We start from the raw sequence: 17,196 nt of genomic DNA, 5'->3' as shown, positions 1-17,196 counted from the left end.
GCGGCTTTTTTATTACGGCTTTAGCCAGTTGAGTGCGTGAAACGCGCGAAACAAAAAACCACCCGCTATGCGGGTGGAGGGATCTAGGGTTTGACCAACAAGACCATTCCCATAAAATTGAGATGTTCAGGCTCAATAATGAAAGGAATGGTCTTAGATGGCAAACAAGAGCTATAGTCTAGCCCACACGAAATGGATGTGCAAATACCACATCGTGTTCACCCCGAAGTATAGACGGAAAGAGATCTATAATCAAGTGAGGAAAGACTTAATCGAAATATTCAAGCGGTTATGTAAATACAAGGGAGTGGAGATCATAGAAGGTCACATGATGCCAGATCATGTACACATGTTAGTGGCGATACCTCCAAAAATCTCTGTATCATCGTTTATGGGATATCTAAAGGGAAAGAGTTCGCTAATGATATTTGAGAAGCATGCCAGCTTGAAGTATAAGTATGGAAATCGGAAATTTTGGGCGGAGGGGTACTACGTCAGCACTGTGGGCTTAAATGAGGCCACCGTCGCTAAATATATACGTGAGCAGGAAGCACATGACCAAGCAATTGATAAACTGAGCGTAAAAGAGTATGAAGATCCATTCAGCAGAAACAGTAGCAAAAAGAAGTAAACCAGTTTAACTGGTAAGTGAAAGTGACAAAAACACTGAGCCTGAACAATTTTATTGTCAGGCTAGCGTCTTTAGGCGCAGTTTGGCAACAGGGGGTTATACCCCAAGAGCAAACCACCCGTTGGACGGGTGGTTATGATTAGTGGATTTAGCCAGTTGAGCACGCGAAGCGTGTGAAACAAAAAACCAGCTAATGGGGTCGTGATCATAGGAGTGTTCATATTACGAAAGCTAAAGGGGGTTAATGGCTAATCGAAGTGATTTATCACATACAAAGAGGCGCCTAGAGTGCTTCCAAACTTCCAACTCCAAAAAGATGCAAATCTGCAGGTATTTAGGCCGATCCCCGAGGGGATTGCGAAAAAAGATGCAAATCTGCAGGAATTTCCAGCGATTTTTGAGAAACGGGCCGGTTTCGTCAAAAATTCCTGCAGATTTGCAGGAATTTTGAAATTTTGAGTCCAAACAGGATAAAAGCATGCAGATATGCAGGAATTCTGTATTATCAAGGTTGTCTAAAGGGGTACTAGTAATAAACGCACCCTTTCAGGGTAGGCAAACTTAGTAGCTTGAACGAAATGAAAGCTAGCGCCTTTAGACGCGAGCCGGTAATAAAGGCTTTCAGCCGCAGAGCAAACTACCCGTTCACACGTGTGGTTTTGATTAAGCCCTCAATTAGTTGACTAAGTCAAGTAAATGGAATATCATTTAAGAAAAATTATCGTTGTTTTTCTGGAGGAGAAACTTATGAATTCCGTTTATAAACCTACCATCCATGCCGTCCGCAGGTTTAACCGATTTTATACGAATATCCTCGGTTTGCTGGACCAGCATATGCTGAACAGCGAATTTTCCTTATCGGAAGCCCGCGTGCTGTATGAAATCGGACATACGGAGTTATGTACTGCCAAACGGCTGATTGAGGAACTGAGTATTGATCCGGGATACCTGAGTCGGATGATCAAACGTTTTGAGAAAAAGGGCCTGACCCGCAGGGAACAGTCCGAAGAGGATGGGCGTCTGTTCTACTTATATCTGACCGATAAGGGAGAAGAGACGCTGGTCCGTTTGGACGCGCTGTCCGACGGCCAGATTCATCAGCTCATCAGCGGCCTGCCGATGCAGGATCAGCAGCAGCTCGTAGCCGGGATGACCTCGATCGAAGCGGCTTTGTCGGGCAAACCGGTAGTTGCCTCGGACCCGATCAGCATCCGCAATGAACTGCGGCCCGGGGATGCGGGGTACCTGATCCATCTGCACGGCTGGATTTACCAGGAGCGTGGCTACAATCACCGTTTTGAAGGTTACGTGTGCAAAACATTTTACGATTTTTTTGAGCACTACCGTCCGGGGAAGGACCGGTTCTGGTTTGCGGAAACCGAGGGGAACATGATCGGCGCGATTTCCATCGTGGAGCATTCACCGAGCAAAGCGCAACTGAGGTGGTTTCTCGTGCACCCCCAATACCGCGGTACCGGACTCGGCAGCAGGCTTTTGAATGAAGCAGTAGACTATTGCCGGGCGAAGAAATATCGGACCGTGTACCTGGAGACCACGGAAGATCAACAGCAGGCGATCGGCATGTATACGAAGGCGGGGTTTGTCAAAGTGGCGGAGCATCCAAGCAACGACTGGGGGAAGCCTTTGCTTGAATTAACCTACGAGTTGAAGCTGGGTCAGTAAAAAAACAAAACCACCCTTTAATCGGGTGGTTTGCTCTATAGCTATACGTCTTTTTCAAAACTTATTTTATATGCCAGTCTGATCAGAAGGGCTGTTATACCCGTGACGACAGAGAGAGTGATCAGATAACTAAGCGATAATTTTTCCATATGCAAGATATACTTGTCGATGGCTTTAAACTGGATAAAAGCGGTTAAAAATCCGGTAATAAAAGCGATCATTCGGAAGGTGTCTTCTTTAAATCGGCAGTTTCTTAACGACAGCAACAATGGAGCCGAAAGATATATGGATGTAGTCGGTATCAACCCGATATAAGTAAAGGTATATTTCTGTGGAGAGGTCACACCGTTTGAAATGATATCCTTAATAAACTCGGATAGTACAATACCCATTGTCCAAAATAGGAAAAACAGCAGAAATTCAAGGACAAACCTATTCAAGTAACTACTTTTTTCAATGCCGATTTTTTTCTCTCTAATCACTTGAAAGATTACGATGAATAACAGTACCAGACACCAGTAATAGAAAATAACAGGCAAGTTGCCGGAGAAAAAACCGGACATCAGTTCAATCCCTTGCCCCAAGATGGTTTTAAGTAGTGAAAACATCCGATCCCCCGTAACTAGTCTGAGAAATTCAGATTTTGAGGTTGGCGGGGGTATTTATCTGCAGCAGCCAGTGAATCGGTTACCGGTATATCTTTCCCCACTTCTTCAAAGCTGCAAGAACTTAACCACACCTGCCCATAACCGGATAGAAGAACGCCGATATTAATCCGGTTGGCTTCCTCTGGGACATCCAGGACGCAAGCATAATGATTCCATTCTGTCGTCCCTTTAATACATCGGGGCTCCATGTTGTCAAAGCCCAGAATATTCTCTGATTTATCATCGATACGCATCCATAGACCGCTCCAGCCGGTGATGTTCTCCGACTTTACAAAACCCGAGAAGCGCACTCTTTTCCCCAGAAAATCGGCCGCCTGAAATTGCTGCATAAGGGTACCGAAATCATTGTCATGAAAGGTTTCCCCTTCATTTGCGCGTAGGGTAACGGAGCAGTTACTGTTTATAAAAACTTTCTTGTCCAGTTCGCAACTATATTTCTCCGGTGTGGTACCTGTAAACAACCATCCTTTTATTTTGTTCAATTTCTCATCTCCCTTTTGTTTAATAAATACCCTCATCTGCTCTCTGTATTTTGATGGGGTCAAGCCATAGATTTTACCGAATGCTCTGGTAAAGGCTTCATGGCTTTCAAAACCTGTTAATAAAGCGATATCGAGAACCCTTTCATCGGTATATAGCAGCAGGTCTACCGCGCAGGCCATTTTTCGAGAACGGATGTATTGTGAGATATTTTTACCTACATACTTTTTAAACATCCTGTGAAAATGGTATTTGGAAAAACCCGTTTCTCTTGCCAAGTCATCAAGGCTGGGATTCTCGTATAAATGCTGCTCAACATAGGATAGACTACGCTGAATCATTTCCTCGTATATGGAAACCACCTCCTGACACCGACTATCTTACAACATCTTAAGATACTAGACTTGATATATTTTGCTGTGATTTAGATACAACGGGAGGGTGGGGCGTGGGGGAATTAACGCTTAACCCACGCCCGTTTGAGATCCATCTCCCGAATACATTCATCCGAGTCGTTTCCGTGAATATCAATCAGCGGTGTCACCGCATACGAAATCATCTCTTCCGACGAATAGGGACGCAGAATCGGATTCAGCGCCTCCAAGTCGTAAGTCTCTTCATCGAGCCACCGGCTTATGTCCTCCTTGGACAAAATCGCCGGCATCCGGCTCTCAAATTCCCCGATCAGCGAATTGGCTTCCGTCATGACCAAGGTGCAAGTACGGAGCGGTTCTCCTCTTGTATCCCGCCAAATCTCGTAAAGACCGGCCACTCCGAACATCCCGCGGTTTTTCATGACGACCCGCACCGGGTAAGCCCGCTTCCCTTCTTGTTTCCAATAGTAAAAGCCGTTGCAGGGAATAATGCACCGCTGCTTGTCCACCAATTTGCGATAGGTCGGATTCCGATGCACATTTCTTAGATCCGCATTGACCGCATCTTTTCCCCAATAGGGGATGAACCCCCAGCGAAACTCATCCAGAATCCGCTCCCCGTTTTGCTGAAGTACGACAGACATGGGTTGTGTCGGCCTGATATTATAACGGTTTCTATAATAAACCATCACGCGCTCGATCTCGAAGTGCTCTTGAACCTCAGGCAGCTCGGCCGCCATGGAAAAACGTTGACACATTAAGCTTCAGCCTCCTTTTGATTTCTCGTATTGTTTGCCAAAGGAGGAAAATTATTCATTTGTTCCAGGGGAAAATTAACTTTCCCAGCCGTCACAGCGGTAAGGGGGAACCTACGATAAGGACCAAAGGAAGGTCTAGAATCGGCTAAAAATACTGAATAAAAAAAGAAAAGGAATAAGAATATATAATTGTACGAAAAAAATGAAATGAAAACGGGTGGTCCAGAATGCTCACATTGAATCGTAAGATTGTTCTTATCGCACTGGTTGTATTAAGCGTGCTGGATTCATCAGCTTCCGCCATATCGGCAAAAAAAGAACCCCATCGTCTTGAAATTGAAATCTACCCCATGCGGCATAAATTGCTTGTTCTTGATCATGGTCAAGTTGTCAAGACCTATTCCGTTGCCGTAGGGAATCCGTCGACTCCGACACCTGTCGGGGATTTTAAAGTCATCTATAAAGGTACGAATTGGGGTCCTTCTTTCGGTCCACGGTGGATCGGCTTAAACGTTCCCTGGGGACATTTCGGAATTCACGGCACGAATAAACCGTATTCGATAGGCCAGCACCTCAGCCATGGATGCGTCCGGATGTTTAACAAGGATGTGGTTGAATTATACGACTGGATTCCCGTCGGTACTCCGGTAAGAATATACGGGCATGTGCTTGGCGACCTGAACCATAATCCCAGGGATCTGGCTGAAGGGGATGCAGGGGGAGACGTACAGCTTATACAATCCCGTTTAAGGAGCGCCGGATATTTTCACGGGATTTGTAACGGGAGATTCAAAGCGAGTACAACCGAGGCCCTGAAAAAATATCAGAGAGACCATCACCTGATTCCAAATGGGGTTGTTTCTCGTCAGGTTTATGAACAAATGGGTTTGATCGAATGAGATATGGGGAGCGGACTGAATATGCACGCCAGAAGTCGTGGGAACCCACGGCTTTTTTTGTTGGTAACAGAACATATGTTTTGTATAATGAGATAGTATAAATATAGAGGATTATTAAGCCTGATATAGGCGGGATAGGGGATAATCTCATGCCCATTGATATGAAAGAGATCATATCGAAGAAAATTCTGAGTGAGGCCAGTGGATATTTAAATGTAGGATTTACTCATTCCTTGAATCCATACAGCGGCTGCGCCTTTTCCTGTCATTATTGCTACGTCAGAGAAATGCCGATTCAACAGTTTAAGGAAATGTCTTGGGGCGAATGGGTGGACATCAAAATCAACGCGGCGGATAATTATCGGCGTGAAGTCATCGGGCTACGTCGAAAAAACAAGCCCATCCATATTTTCATGTCCTCGGCAACGGACCCGTATCAACCGATCGAACGGAAAGCGGAAATCACAAGAAAAGTCCTTCAAGAAATGATCGAGCATCCGCCCGATTTCCTGCAAATCCAAACAAGGAGCCCGATCGTTACCCGAGACCTTGATCTTTTGGTCGCCTTAAAGAATAAATGTGAAGTCCTCGTATCCATGACGATCGAAACGGACCGGGACGATATTCGACGGATCTTTGCGCCGTATGCCCCCGGAATTCCATTGCGGTTAAAGGCATTGAAAACGATACATGATGCGGGCGTATCTACTCAAGCTTCCGTTTCTCCGGTACTGCCCTTTACCCCTGATTTTCCTAAAATGATGGATGGGGCGGTGGATCGGATTTGGATCGACACGTTGAATATAGGAGACGGAATGAACGGCCGGCGGTCCAAACGCCTAGGAATGCCTGAACTATTTGAAGCCCATGACCTAACAAAGTGGTACCGGCCGGATATTCACGCCAACGTAGAAAAATACTTCAGAAGGAGGGCCGCCCTGATCATCCAATACCCGTTGAAAGCCTCCTCCTGTCAGCTTGTCATAAAGCTTGGTGATGGCCTGTTGGAAACTTCCGTAAAAATGCTTAAGCGCCCGCTCCGTCCGCTGCATTTCCTGTTGAATGGCGGATTTCATGGCGTCTTTTTTCTCCTGATCTAAATTCGATGTGTCTACTTCTTCCAACTGGGCGCGCAGTGGATCGAGACTTTGGGATAACGAGCTCTGATAGGCTTCTTCGATTCCGTCCATTACACCAAGACCTTTGTTGATTAAATTTTCCTGTGACTTGCCCCTGTCTAGCAAAGCGCTTGGTTTCTCTTGCGGAGTGGTCTGCAGCTCCTCCCGCGTTAGATTTTCCTTTGCCTTCTCCTGGTTATCAAGGCTATGCGCCACCCGGTTCTTGACCGCGAGGATGTCCTTGCCATTCGGATCAATTGCTTGGATTTTTCCGTTATACAACGGATTGTTAGCGAAATTGCCGCCAATTTTCATACAATATCACCTCTAAATAAACTTATTCTATAATTACATCGGTTAATATCTGGAAAATCATAAGTTTTTGTTGATTTTTTATCGTCGATTCCTTAGGATATGGTACAATTTTTTCGGATTGTTCTTTCAAACCAAACCACAGAGGAGACAGGTTCAATCGATGTCTCAAGAGTTGCACAGAATTAACTAACAAAGAGAAGAGTGAAAAACATGAAGATCGGCTTTTTTGATTCCGGAATCGGCGGATTAACCGTACTCCATCAAGCGATCCGACTCTTACCGAAAGAGGATTACATCTTTTATGCCGACACGGCCCATGTTCCCTATGGAGAAAAATCGAAAGAAGAAGTACGGAAATATATCCTTGACGCGGTTGAATTTATCGCGCAACAAAATGTAAAAGCACTGGTCATCGCTTGCAATACCGCCACGAGCATTGTCATTGAAGAACTTCGGCGGCGGTATGAGTTTCCGATTCTGGGGATTGAGCCGGCGGTCAAACCGGCGGTAGAGAGATGGGAAGGGAAACGCAAAAAAGTCCTGGTGTTAGCCACCAATTTAACCTTAAAAGAGAAGAAGTATCATGATCTGATCAGCAAGGTAGCTCACGGAGATATCGTTGACAGCTTGCCTCTACCGGGACTTGTGGAATTGGCTGAGAAATTTGAATTCGACGAGGACAGCGTGATTCCTTATTTAGAAAACGAGCTATCCGCTTTGGATTTGGGTCAGTATGGAACCGTGGTACTCGGATGTACTCATTTTCCCTACTTCGTAAAGGCTCTTCGTAAATTTTTCCCCAATGAAGTTGACTTGATTTCCGGAAGCATCGGAACGGCAAATCACCTGAAACGTATCCTCGAAGATAAGAATCAAATTAACGAGGGAACAGGGGACATCGAATTCTATAAGTCGGGAACCAAAGTTGAGGACAAAGACACATTGTCAAAATATAAAGGGCTTTTTGAGATGTTGGATGATCTGGAGAAATTAAATTAAAGATGCAACACGAAAAATACCTCCTAGGCCGTAGTTACCCTATCGGCACAGGAGGTATGCTTTTTTTAGTTACCCTACTTTTAGAAAAAATAAGGCTTGCTTTAAATGGACGGGGTTGACGACGGAAGAAGCGAGGAATCGGAAAGGCAAAGCCGATACCCCTTGACCAGCGTTTCGCCGTTGTAGATATCCGTCTCATAAGCGCGTTCAAAGCCGAGCCGCTCGTACAGCCGGACGGCGGACGCCATCATGTCCGACGTATGCAAATGCAACGTCGAGGCACCGAGTCGAAGAGATCTCACCGCCGCTTCGCGAATCAGCTGCGTGGCGATGCCGCGTCCTCGCGCAGCCGGAGATACGGCGAGAAGTCGAATAATCGGAGAAGAAATGCCCATTTCCGGCTTGCCATACGCCTCTTGAGAGGAGAGGAAGAGCTGGACGCTTCCCACGATGCTTCCTTCCAACTCTGCCACGATGCGGGCATAGGGGACATCGCCGTAAACAGAGTCGCGTATGGATTGGGAGTACTCCTCCCACCGGGTCCCGGGCAGATCATACGCGTACTGTTGATAGGCTTCCAGCATCAGGTTGGCAATGGCTTCGCGCTCCCCGTCCCGCGCATCCCGAATCGTCACTTCCTGAACGGTTTTCATCCGACCACTCCTTACTCATTTATTGGATACTTAAGGGCTGGATGCCCCAAAAGACTGTGCATAGTATATCAATTTAAACCAATTAATCACATAGGAAATTATTAATATTAATACATTGATTAATAAATTCTATAAGACATTGAACTCCAATAAGATTGACATAAAATTGTCATCTGCCTAAGATAAGGATAATTATTCACCATTTCTTGCATATAAACCACCTAAACTAATTGGATAAATAGGAATTATAGTGAACTGGGGGGATTACCTTGAATATCGAGAATATCGAAGCTTTTGTCTACATTAATCATTACGGGAGCTTTAACAAGGCGGCCGACGTGCTTTATTTGTCACAGCCGACGGTGACGGCGCGGATTCAGTCGCTGGAACGGGAACTGGATTGCAGGCTGTTCGACCGGCTCGGGAAACAAATCCTTCTTACCGACAAAGGCAAACAGTTTTTACCCTATGCCCAAGAGATCCTGCACACCTTCCAAAAAGGAAAGCATCATCTGCAATCCAAACACACCCTTCCCAACGAGCTGAGAATCGGCAGCACCGTGTCGGTATCCAATTATCTCATGCCGGATCTATTGACGGCGCTGAGCCGCCGGTTTCCGGGCATTCACTTTAAACTGACTACAGCTGGAACGGATGAACTCGCCGGCAGGCTGACGGCCAAGGAAATCGATGTGGCCTTCGTCCGAAAGCAGATGAACCCGGCCTTCCAATCTTATCCTTTATTCGAGGATCCGATCCGTTTGTATGTATATCGCGACCATCCCCTGGCGGCAGCGGGAAAAGCCTCGATCCGGGATCTACGGCATGAGCCGCTCGTCTTCTTCGAGTGCGGATCCCTTGACTGGCTAAGAATTCACAGGGTATTCGAAAGCTTGGAGCAGCCGCCGAATATCGTTTTCCAGGTGGACAATGCCGAGACGGCCAAGAAGCTCGTCCTTGGAGGAGCGGGCATCTGTTTCCTTCCGGGATTATGCGCCAGGCACGAGGAGATGGAAGGATTGCTGATCCCGGTGGAAATCACCGAAACCGCGGGGATCTCCCTACAAACCCATCTCGTCGCCTTGACAGGCCAAAACACCGTGTTTTTGGACGCCTTGCTGGAGTGGGGCGTTCCTTGGTCTTATCGATGATTTGGATGGATGCATAGAAAAACTCTATTAGACGCGCCCTTTAAATCGCGTTAAAGTAAGTGTCAAACCAAATCATACTAAACACATGAGATTTATTGGTTAATGTTTGAACGTGTTGGAAGGGGGAAAAGGCGATGAAACCATCTTCATTAGGAGCCGTGATTGTCATTCTGCTTGCTGGGGTGATCGCGGGATGCGGCGGCGGCTCACAAAGCAACGGAGTGCAGAAGGAGGGCCAGGTACAAGCCGCAGGGGAGAATAGGACGAAGATTATCGTCGGCACGGGCACGTCTTTTCCTCGCATCTGCTTTATCGATGAAAACGGGAAACTGACCGGGTATGACGTCGAATTGGTTCGGGAGATCGACAAGCGGCTGCCGGAGTACGAATTCGAGTTTCAAACCCAGGAATTCGCGAACCTGCTGCTTAGTCTGGAGACGAGGAAAATCGACTTCGTTGCCCATGAAATGGAGAAGAACCCGGAGCGTACGGAAAAATACTTGTTCAATAAGGAGCCGTATGCGCACTGGCGGAACAGAATCATCGTAGCCAAAGATCATGACGACAGTATCCAAACTCTGGACGACCTGAAGGGAAAAAAAGTGCTGACGGGCGCCACCAGCGCAGCCGCCCAAATCCTGGAGATTTACAACAAGGAGAACGGTAATGCGATCGATATCGTCTATCAGAACGGCGCGGCGAATGACACGGTTAGCCAGATCACGACAGGGCGGGTGGAAGCCACGATCGGGGCGGACTTCACGCTGCCGCTGATCGATCCGGAAGGAAAGCTGAAGACGACGGGTGAACCGCTCTCCGAAGGGGACATTCTATTCGTCTTCCGCAAGAATGATCCGGAAAGCCAGAAACTATCGGACGCCATAGACAAGGCGATTCGGGAATTGAAATCCGACGGGACACTCTCTAAACTTAGCCGGGAGTGGTTGGGAGACGACTTTAGCCAATGATGCGATCACCAAAATAGGGAGAAGGGGAGTTAATGGGTGCGCCTTTCGATTTCTCGTATGTGCTTGATTTCCTGCCCAAGCTGGCGGCCACGCTCGGCATTACGCTTCTTATTGTCGCCGGATCTTTATTGCTCGGGATCGTGGTCGGCTTCCTGATCGCGCTGCCCCGCTTGTACAACGTCCCCTTAGTCGGGACGTTCTCCAAGGTATATGTGTCCTTTTTCCGGGGAACGCCGATCTTGATCCAATTGTTCCTGTTTTATTACGGTTTGCCCGAAATCCTGAAGCTGGTTGACGTCGACTTGTCCCGGACACCAGTGCTGCTATTCGTTATCCTGACGTACGGTCTTCACACGGGCGCATCCATGTCGGAGATGATCAGAGCCTCGGTCATGGCCGTGGACCGGGGCCAGGTTGAAGCCGCCTATGCGATCGGGATGAAGCGTCATCAGGCCTTTAGCAGGATCATCCTGCCCCAGGCGCTCGGCATCGCGCTACCTGTTTTTTCCAACACGGTTATTGCCCTGCTGAAAGACACTTCATTGGCTTTTACCCTCGGGCTCATGGAGATGACAGGGAAGGCGCAGACCCTCGGAAGCATTACCCAGCATTTTGTCGAGGCGTACCTGGCGCTGGCCGCCATCTATCTGGCCGTCAGTATGACGCTGCAGAAACTGCTGCTCAGAGCCGAACTTCGGCTGAGGAAGCATGAGGCTCCGGAGGCGCCGACGAAGCAGCCGTTTGGGCTGCGGAGAAAGGGACTCCGCCGGCGATTCGCCGCCGGATTGGAAACCGGGAAAGGAGGCGTGAAGCTTTGAACATCGATCCCTCGTTTATCTGGACCGCGTTCCTCAACCTCCTGTCCGCCGTTCCGACTACGCTGCTGATTACGGTTGTCTCCGTTACGGCAGGCTTTGTCATCGGTCTGCTTACGGCATTTGCCCGTTTGTATCAGGTTCCCGTGCTGAGCCAACTCTCCGCCGGCTATGTGACCTTCATTCGGGGAACTCCCATGCTGACCCATTTGCTGCTGATCTACTTTGGACTTCCGATGCTGCTGGAGGTACTGGCAGCCGGGATGGGATGGAAGTTTGATCCGGCCGCGATTCCGATGATCGGTTTTGCCTTCGTTTCCTTTTCGATTACGGCAGAGCCTATATGTCGGAGGTCATTCGCTCGGGCCTGCTGGCGGTGGACCGGGGGCAATTCGAAGCGGCGTATTCCGTCGGTATGACCACGCCGCAAGCCTTAAAACGGATTATCCTCCCCCAGGCACTGGCGGCAAGCTTGCCGAACCTGTCCAACTCGGTCATCGGCATGCTGCACGGCTCCTCGCTCGCTTTTACGGTGTCCGTGGTGGACATCAACGCAAAGGCGCAGATCGTTGCTTCGACCAATTGGAAATTTTTCGAATCCTATCTGGCCGCAGCGGGGATTTTCTGGGGATTAACCCTCCTCCTCGAACGGCTGAGCGCTGTCATCGAAAAGCGTATCACATTGTATAACAGGGGAGGTATCACATGATCAAGCTGACGAATCTATCCAAATCGTTCGGCAGGCAACAGGTGCTGAAGTCAATCGACTTGACGGTGAACACGGGCGAAGTGGTCGTGATTCTCGGACCAAGCGGTTCCGGCAAAACGACGCTGCTGCGGTGCATGAACTATCTTGAGCAGCCAAGCGGCGGGGAAATAGCAATCGGCAGCTTCTCGCTTCGCTGCAGGCGCGCTTCCAAGAAAGAGATCCACGAGCTTCGGCAGCGATCGGCCATGGTCTTCCAGCAGTATAATCTGTTCCGGCATAAGACGGCGCTGGAAAATGTGATGGAAGGGTTGATTGTCGTCCAAAAATGGCCGAAGGCCAAGGCGAGGGAGAAGAGCGCGGCCCTGCTGGAAAAGGTGGGGCTTGCCGGCAAGCTGGACGCTTATCCGAGCCAGCTCTCGGGCGGGCAGCAGCAGCGGGTGGGGATTGCCAGAGCGCTGGCCCTCGAGCCGGAAGTCATCCTGTTCGACGAGCCGACCTCGGCGCTCGATCCCGAACTGGTGGGGGAAGTGCTTGAAGTGATTCGCCGAATCGCCAAGGAGGGCATCACCATGATCGTAGTGACCCATGAAATGGGATTCGCCAGGGACGTGGCCAACCGCGTCGTGTTTATGGACGGCGGCGTCATTGTGGAGGAGGGAACGCCTGCGGAGCTGTTCCAGAATCCCCGGGAAGAACGGACCCGGCAATTCCTTAAGCGGATCGCGCCGGTGCCGAATTATAGTATTTAGGAGGCGAAAGACATGGGATTAACGATTAGCGTGCTGGACCAAAGTCCGATCTATCCGGGAGAAACGGCGGAGGAAGCGTTCGCGCATACCGTGGCGCTGGCCCGCAAGGCCGAAGAGCTCGGATTCCGGCGATTCTGGGTATCCGAGCATCATGATTCGGACCAAGTGGCCGGTTCTTCGCCGGAAGTGCTCATCGCCTATCTGCTGGCGGAGACCAAGCGCATCCGCGTCGGCTCGGGCGGCGTTATGCTCCAGCATTACAGCCCGTACAAAGTGGCCGAAAACTTTAACGTCCTGGCGTCGCTCGCCCCCGGCCGCGTGGATCTCGGCATCGGCCGCGCGCCGGGAGGCTTGCCCCGCAGTACGCGGGCGCTCCAGCGCGGCGGGCCAGACCCGGCGTCGCTGACGGAGAAAATCGTCGAGCTCCGGAATTTCGTCCACAACAAGCTGGACGAAGATCATCCGCTCGCCGGACTGCGTGCCGCTCCGCTGCCGGAGACGGCGCCGGAGCTGTATGTCCTCGGCGCAAGCACCGCCAGCGCCGAGATTGCGGCCGAGCTCGGCCTCCCTTATGTCTTTTCCCTCTTCATCAATGGGGACGAGGGCGCGGCGCTGGAGGCGATTCGGAGCTATCGCCGGGGTTTTAACGGCTCCCACGGGACGGAACCGCAGGTCTTGCTGGCGCTCTCGGTCGTCGTGGCCGATACCGAGGCGGAGGCGGAGAGGCTGGCCGCGGCGCGGACGCTTGTCCGGATCCATCTGGCCGGCGGCAGGTCGCTGACGCTCGGAACGTTGAAGCAAGCGGAGGAATTCGGGCGGCAATCCGGCGAGCCGTATTCGATCGAAGAGCTGGAGCCCGCGGTGACGAAAGGGACGAAGGAGACCGTCCGCGCCAAGCTCCTGGAGCTGCAGCGGGCATCCGGCATCGACGAATTCATCGTGACGAGTCCTATCGAGTCTTTCGACAAACGGGTTCGCTCGTTCGAACTGCTGTATGCCGCGGTGGCGGAAAGCTCCACGGCGGCCTTTCAAACCGTTGCCGGAGGAGGCATAAACGAATAAGAGCGACGACAAGGAGGCAGGTGAGTCTTATGCCATATCCAACAACAATCGGCGAAGCCAAAGCCGACCGCTTCATTGAAATCCGGCGCCGGCTCCACCGTTACCCGGAGCTGTCGGGCGAGGAGTTCGAGACGACTCGCCGCATCCGGGAATGGCTGGGGGAAGCCGGCATTCGCATCCTGGACGTTCCGCTAGCGACCGGCGTTGTCGCCGAAGTGGGCGGGTATCGGGAGGGGCCGGTCATCGCCCTGCGCGCGGACATCGACGCGCTTCCCGTCCAGGAGGAGACCGGATTGCCTTTCGCTTCGGAGATACCGGGCCGGATGCATGCTTGCGGGCACGATTTTCATACCGCGGCGCTGATCGGCACGGCCCATGCTCTAAAAGAGAGGGAACACGACCTTCCGGGGACGGTCCGCCTGATCTTCCAGCCGGCCGAAGAGAAGGCCAAGGGCGCCCGTCAGGTTATCGACAGCGGGGCGCTGGAGGGGGTCCGGGCGATATTCGGGATGCACAATAAGCCGGACCTGCCTGTCGGCACGATCGGCATCAAAGAAGGCCCGCTGATGGCGGCGGCCGACGGATTCATCGTGGAGGTGGCCGGCCGAGGCTCGCATGCCGCCGTTCCCGAGGCGGGGCTGGACCCGATCGTGACGGCGTCCCACATCGTGACGGCGCTGCAGTCGATCGTCAGCCGGAGTGTGAGTCCTCTGGAGAGCGTGGTCGTCAGCGTGACGAAGCTGCATGGCGGGACGACCTGGAACGTCATCCCGGACAGAGCGGTGCTGGAAGGGACGATCCGCACCTTTGACGAGAACGTAAGGCGACGGGTGCTGGAACGATTCAGCCGGGTTGTAGCGGGCGTCGCCGCCGCCTTCGATACAACGGCGGCCGTCCGCTGGATCGGGGGCCCGCCTCCCGTAATCAATGACGCCGCCCTGGCCGAGATCGGCCGGGAAACGGCAGCCGAACTTGGCTACGAGGCGGTGGTTCCCGCGCCGTCGCCCGCCGGCGAAGATTTTGCCGTATATCAACGGGAAATACCCGGCCTGTTCGTGTTCATGGGGACCGCAGGCCCCCACGAATGGCATCATCCGGCATTCGATCTGGATGAGAAGGCCGTTCCGGTCAGCGTGGATTTTTTTACGAAACTGGCGGAAAAGGCGCTTGAGACATGGAAAGTAAGTCGAATGGAGGAGAGGGTATGAGCGGCGATTTCATCGAAACCTTTTTAAATACCCGTCAGCGGCTGCTAGACGCCATTGAAGGACTAAGCGCGGAACAGCTGCAGTGGAAGCAGGCGCCGAAGGTGTGGAGCGTGCAGGAAGTGTTAGCCCATCTGGTTGATCACAGTATAATCACCTCGTTTCGCCTTCGCGATATTTTGGCGGGAACGGAGGAGCGGCTGCCCTTATTCAACCAAGACGCTTGGATCAGCGGGCAATATGCCAACGAAGGCGCCGTGTCCGATATTTTGGAGACGTTCACGGCCCTGCTGCATTATAATGCGCAGCTTCTAAGGCGGCTGAAGCGAGCGGATTTCGACCAAACCGCCGTCAACGCGAAGGGGGAGATCGTCAGTGTGGCGGATATCGTCCGTGGATTCATCCGGCATGTGGAGAACCATCTGGGCCAGATCGAGCGCATCAAGCAGGCGGCCGCGCCGGTTTGAGCTGCGCGGGACAGTGCGCTTAGGGGCCGCAAGACGCAGGACGAAAGCGAAGCGCCGAAGTCCGTAGCATCATTCATAAGGGAGGAATGGGAAATATGGCAAAGCAGAAGCAATTGAAGCTAGGCGCGCTTCTTCACGGTGTGGGAGGAGGAACGTCGATGTGGCGGCATCCCGATGCACAGCCTGACGCCAGCGTAAATTTCGGGCTCTACAAGAACTGGATACGAAAGGCCGAGGAGGGGAAGTTTGATCTGATTTTTATTGCCGATGGCCTATATATTACCGAGAAATCCATTCCCCATTTCCTGAATCGGTTCGAGCCCATCACCCTCTTGAGCGCCTTGGCGTCGGTCAGCCGGCATATCGGACTCGTCGGCACGCTTTCCACTTCGTACAGCGACCCTTTTACCGTGGCGCGCCAGTTCGCGTCCCTGGATCAACTCAGCGGCGGCCGCGCCGGATGGAACGTGGTGACTTCTCCGCTCGAAGGCTCAGCGTTAAACTACGGCAGGAACGGAAAGACGGAACATCCCGAGCATGACAAACGGTACCGGATCGCTACGGAATTTTTGGAGGTCACCCGCGGCCTCTGGGATTCGTGGGAGGACGACGCTTTCGTGCGAAACAAGGAGACGGGAGTGTTCTTCGATCCCGCCAAGTTGCACACGCTGAATCATGAGGGAGAGTTCTTCACGGTGAAGGGGCCGCTTAATATCGCCCGTTCGAAGCAGGGGCAGCCGGTCATTTTCCAGGCGGGAGCGTCCGAAGTCGGGAAGAATTACGCCTCGAAGGAAGCCGATGCCGTCTTCACCGGTCATGAACGCTTGGAGGATGCCGCAGCTTTTTATAAGGACGTGAAGTCCCGCGCGGTCTCGTACGGACGCCGGCCGGACGAAGTGCTGATCTTTCCGGGGATCAGTCCGATTATCGGGCGCACCCCGGAGGAGGCGGAGCTGAAATACCGGGAAGTGGCGAGCCTTGTGACGATCGAGAATGCGCTCGATTATCTTGGCCGCTTCTTCGAGCATCACGACTTCTCGCAATATCCGCTGGATGAGCCGTTCCCCGACCTGGGCGATCTCGGAAAGAACAGCTTCCGGAGCGGCACGGATAAAATCAAGAAGGATGCCAGGGAGAAAGGGCTTACCCTTCGGGAAGTGGCGCTGCAGGCGGCGACTCCGCGCGGCGATTTCATCGGGACGCCGGAGCAGGTGGCCGACCGAATTCAGCAATGGTTTGAAGGGGACGCCGCGGACGGCTTTATGATTTCCGCGGGCGTACCGAGAGGGCTTGAGGACTTCGTGGAGTACGTGGTGCCGATTCTGCAGGAAAGAGGGTTATACCGGACCGAGTACGAGAGTGATACATTGCGCGGCAATTTGGGATTGCCGGTGCCCGAAAACCGTTACACAAAACAAAAAGCCCTCGTTACGCCGACCTAAAAAGCACGAGGCCTTAAACGAAAGAACAGCGGCCGATCCCGGAGTCTTCG

Annotated in this window: 17 protein-coding genes and 1 pseudogene; 14 read left to right on the top strand and 4 right to left on the bottom strand. The window is 51.7% G+C overall.

Annotated elements, in window-relative coordinates:
• Positions 1-157 precede the first annotated feature (157 nt).
• Together tnpA and FRY98_RS26455 are read left to right on the top strand one after the other, a co-directional pair.
• Positions 158-631, top strand: coding sequence for an IS200/IS605 family transposase (gene tnpA / locus FRY98_RS26460; RefSeq protein WP_148450401.1), 474 nt, complete (start codon positions 158-160; stop codon positions 629-631).
• Positions 632-1,378: 747 nt separating this feature from the next.
• The gene (locus FRY98_RS26455) at positions 1,379-2,314 is read left to right on the top strand and encodes a helix-turn-helix domain-containing GNAT family N-acetyltransferase (protein ID WP_148457704.1); all 936 of its coding nucleotides are present in this window, start codon (positions 1,379-1,381) and stop codon (positions 2,312-2,314) included.
• Between the two features lie 41 nt (positions 2,315-2,355).
• On the opposite strand, the gene FRY98_RS26450 is transcribed toward FRY98_RS26455, so the two are convergent.
• The 3 genes from FRY98_RS26450 to FRY98_RS26440 all read right to left on the bottom strand — a co-directional run bounded on the left by FRY98_RS26450 (position 2,356) and on the right by FRY98_RS26440 (position 4,594).
• Positions 2,356-2,922, bottom strand: coding sequence for a DUF5823 family protein (locus FRY98_RS26450; RefSeq protein ID WP_148457703.1), 567 nt, complete (start codon positions 2,920-2,922; stop codon positions 2,356-2,358).
• Between the two features lie 14 nt (positions 2,923-2,936).
• Positions 2,937-3,803 carry a helix-turn-helix domain-containing protein gene (locus tag FRY98_RS26445; RefSeq protein WP_148457702.1) on the bottom strand — a complete coding sequence of 289 codons (867 nt, stop codon included), beginning with the start codon at positions 3,801-3,803 and terminating at the stop codon, positions 2,937-2,939.
• A gap of 116 nt (positions 3,804-3,919) precedes the next feature.
• The gene (locus FRY98_RS26440; protein ID WP_148457701.1) at positions 3,920-4,594 is read right to left on the bottom strand and encodes an SOS response-associated peptidase; all 675 of its coding nucleotides are present in this window, start codon (positions 4,592-4,594) and stop codon (positions 3,920-3,922) included.
• Positions 4,595-4,821: 227 nt separating this feature from the next.
• On the opposite strand from FRY98_RS26440, the gene FRY98_RS26435 reads away from it, so the two are divergent.
• From FRY98_RS26435 to murI, 3 genes are all read left to right on the top strand, one after another.
• Positions 4,822-5,493: a L,D-transpeptidase family protein gene (locus FRY98_RS26435; RefSeq protein WP_148457700.1), complete on the top strand. Its 672-nt coding sequence runs from the start codon at positions 4,822-4,824 to the stop codon at positions 5,491-5,493.
• 149 nt (positions 5,494-5,642) lie between these two features.
• A complete protein-coding gene (locus FRY98_RS26430) occupies positions 5,643-6,593 on the top strand; it encodes an SPL family radical SAM protein (RefSeq protein ID WP_148457699.1) in 951 nt (316 codons plus the stop codon).
• 543 nt (positions 6,594-7,136) lie between these two features.
• Positions 7,137-7,925 carry a glutamate racemase gene (gene murI, locus FRY98_RS26425; protein WP_148457698.1) on the top strand — a complete coding sequence of 263 codons (789 nt, stop codon included), beginning with the start codon at positions 7,137-7,139 and terminating at the stop codon, positions 7,923-7,925.
• A 101-nt stretch (positions 7,926-8,026) separates the two neighbouring features.
• Here murI and FRY98_RS26420 read toward each other — a convergent pair whose 3' ends face one another.
• Positions 8,027-8,578, bottom strand: coding sequence for a GNAT family N-acetyltransferase (locus FRY98_RS26420; RefSeq protein ID WP_148457697.1), 552 nt, complete (start codon positions 8,576-8,578; stop codon positions 8,027-8,029).
• Between the two features lie 269 nt (positions 8,579-8,847).
• Between FRY98_RS26420 and FRY98_RS26415 the strand changes: the two genes are divergently transcribed.
• The 9 genes and pseudogenes from FRY98_RS26415 to FRY98_RS26375 all read left to right on the top strand — a co-directional run bounded on the left by FRY98_RS26415 (position 8,848) and on the right by FRY98_RS26375 (position 17,146).
• The gene (locus FRY98_RS26415; RefSeq protein WP_148457696.1) at positions 8,848-9,729 is read left to right on the top strand and encodes a LysR family transcriptional regulator; all 882 of its coding nucleotides are present in this window, start codon (positions 8,848-8,850) and stop codon (positions 9,727-9,729) included.
• 134 nt (positions 9,730-9,863) lie between these two features.
• Positions 9,864-10,697 (top strand): transporter substrate-binding domain-containing protein, encoded by an 834-nt coding sequence (locus FRY98_RS26410; RefSeq protein ID WP_148457695.1) that lies wholly within the window; start codon positions 9,864-9,866, stop codon positions 10,695-10,697.
• A gap of 32 nt (positions 10,698-10,729) precedes the next feature.
• Positions 10,730-11,515 carry an amino acid ABC transporter permease gene (locus FRY98_RS26405; protein WP_148457694.1) on the top strand — a complete coding sequence of 262 codons (786 nt, stop codon included), beginning with the start codon at positions 10,730-10,732 and terminating at the stop codon, positions 11,513-11,515.
• Positions 11,512-12,221: pseudogene (locus FRY98_RS26400) on the top strand (amino acid ABC transporter permease). Before FRY98_RS26405 ends, FRY98_RS26400 begins: the two are co-directional and overlap by 4 nt.
• Positions 12,218-12,970, top strand: coding sequence for an amino acid ABC transporter ATP-binding protein (locus tag FRY98_RS26395; RefSeq protein ID WP_148457693.1), 753 nt, complete (start codon positions 12,218-12,220; stop codon positions 12,968-12,970). Before FRY98_RS26400 ends, FRY98_RS26395 begins: the two are co-directional and overlap by 4 nt.
• A gap of 12 nt (positions 12,971-12,982) precedes the next feature.
• On the top strand, positions 12,983-14,032 hold the full coding sequence (locus tag FRY98_RS26390) for an LLM class flavin-dependent oxidoreductase (RefSeq protein ID WP_148457692.1): 1,050 nt from the start codon (positions 12,983-12,985) through the stop codon (positions 14,030-14,032).
• Between the two features lie 29 nt (positions 14,033-14,061).
• A complete protein-coding gene (locus FRY98_RS26385) occupies positions 14,062-15,240 on the top strand; it encodes a M20 peptidase aminoacylase family protein (protein WP_148457691.1) in 1,179 nt (392 codons plus the stop codon).
• Positions 15,237-15,704, top strand: a complete 468-nt coding sequence (locus FRY98_RS26380) for a DinB family protein (protein ID WP_148457690.1) — start codon at positions 15,237-15,239, stop codon at positions 15,702-15,704. Before FRY98_RS26385 ends, FRY98_RS26380 begins: the two co-directional genes overlap by 4 nt.
• Positions 15,705-15,799: 95 nt before the next feature.
• A complete protein-coding gene (locus tag FRY98_RS26375; RefSeq protein ID WP_148457689.1) occupies positions 15,800-17,146 on the top strand; it encodes an LLM class flavin-dependent oxidoreductase in 1,347 nt (448 codons plus the stop codon).
• Positions 17,147-17,196 lie beyond the last annotated feature (50 nt).

The organism is Paenibacillus faecis (genome assembly GCF_008084145.1).
Taxonomy (GTDB): domain Bacteria; phylum Bacillota; class Bacilli; order Paenibacillales; family Paenibacillaceae; genus Fontibacillus; species Fontibacillus faecis.
Note: the sequence above shows the minus strand (reverse complement) of the source record. Positions and strands in the feature narration are given on the sequence as shown.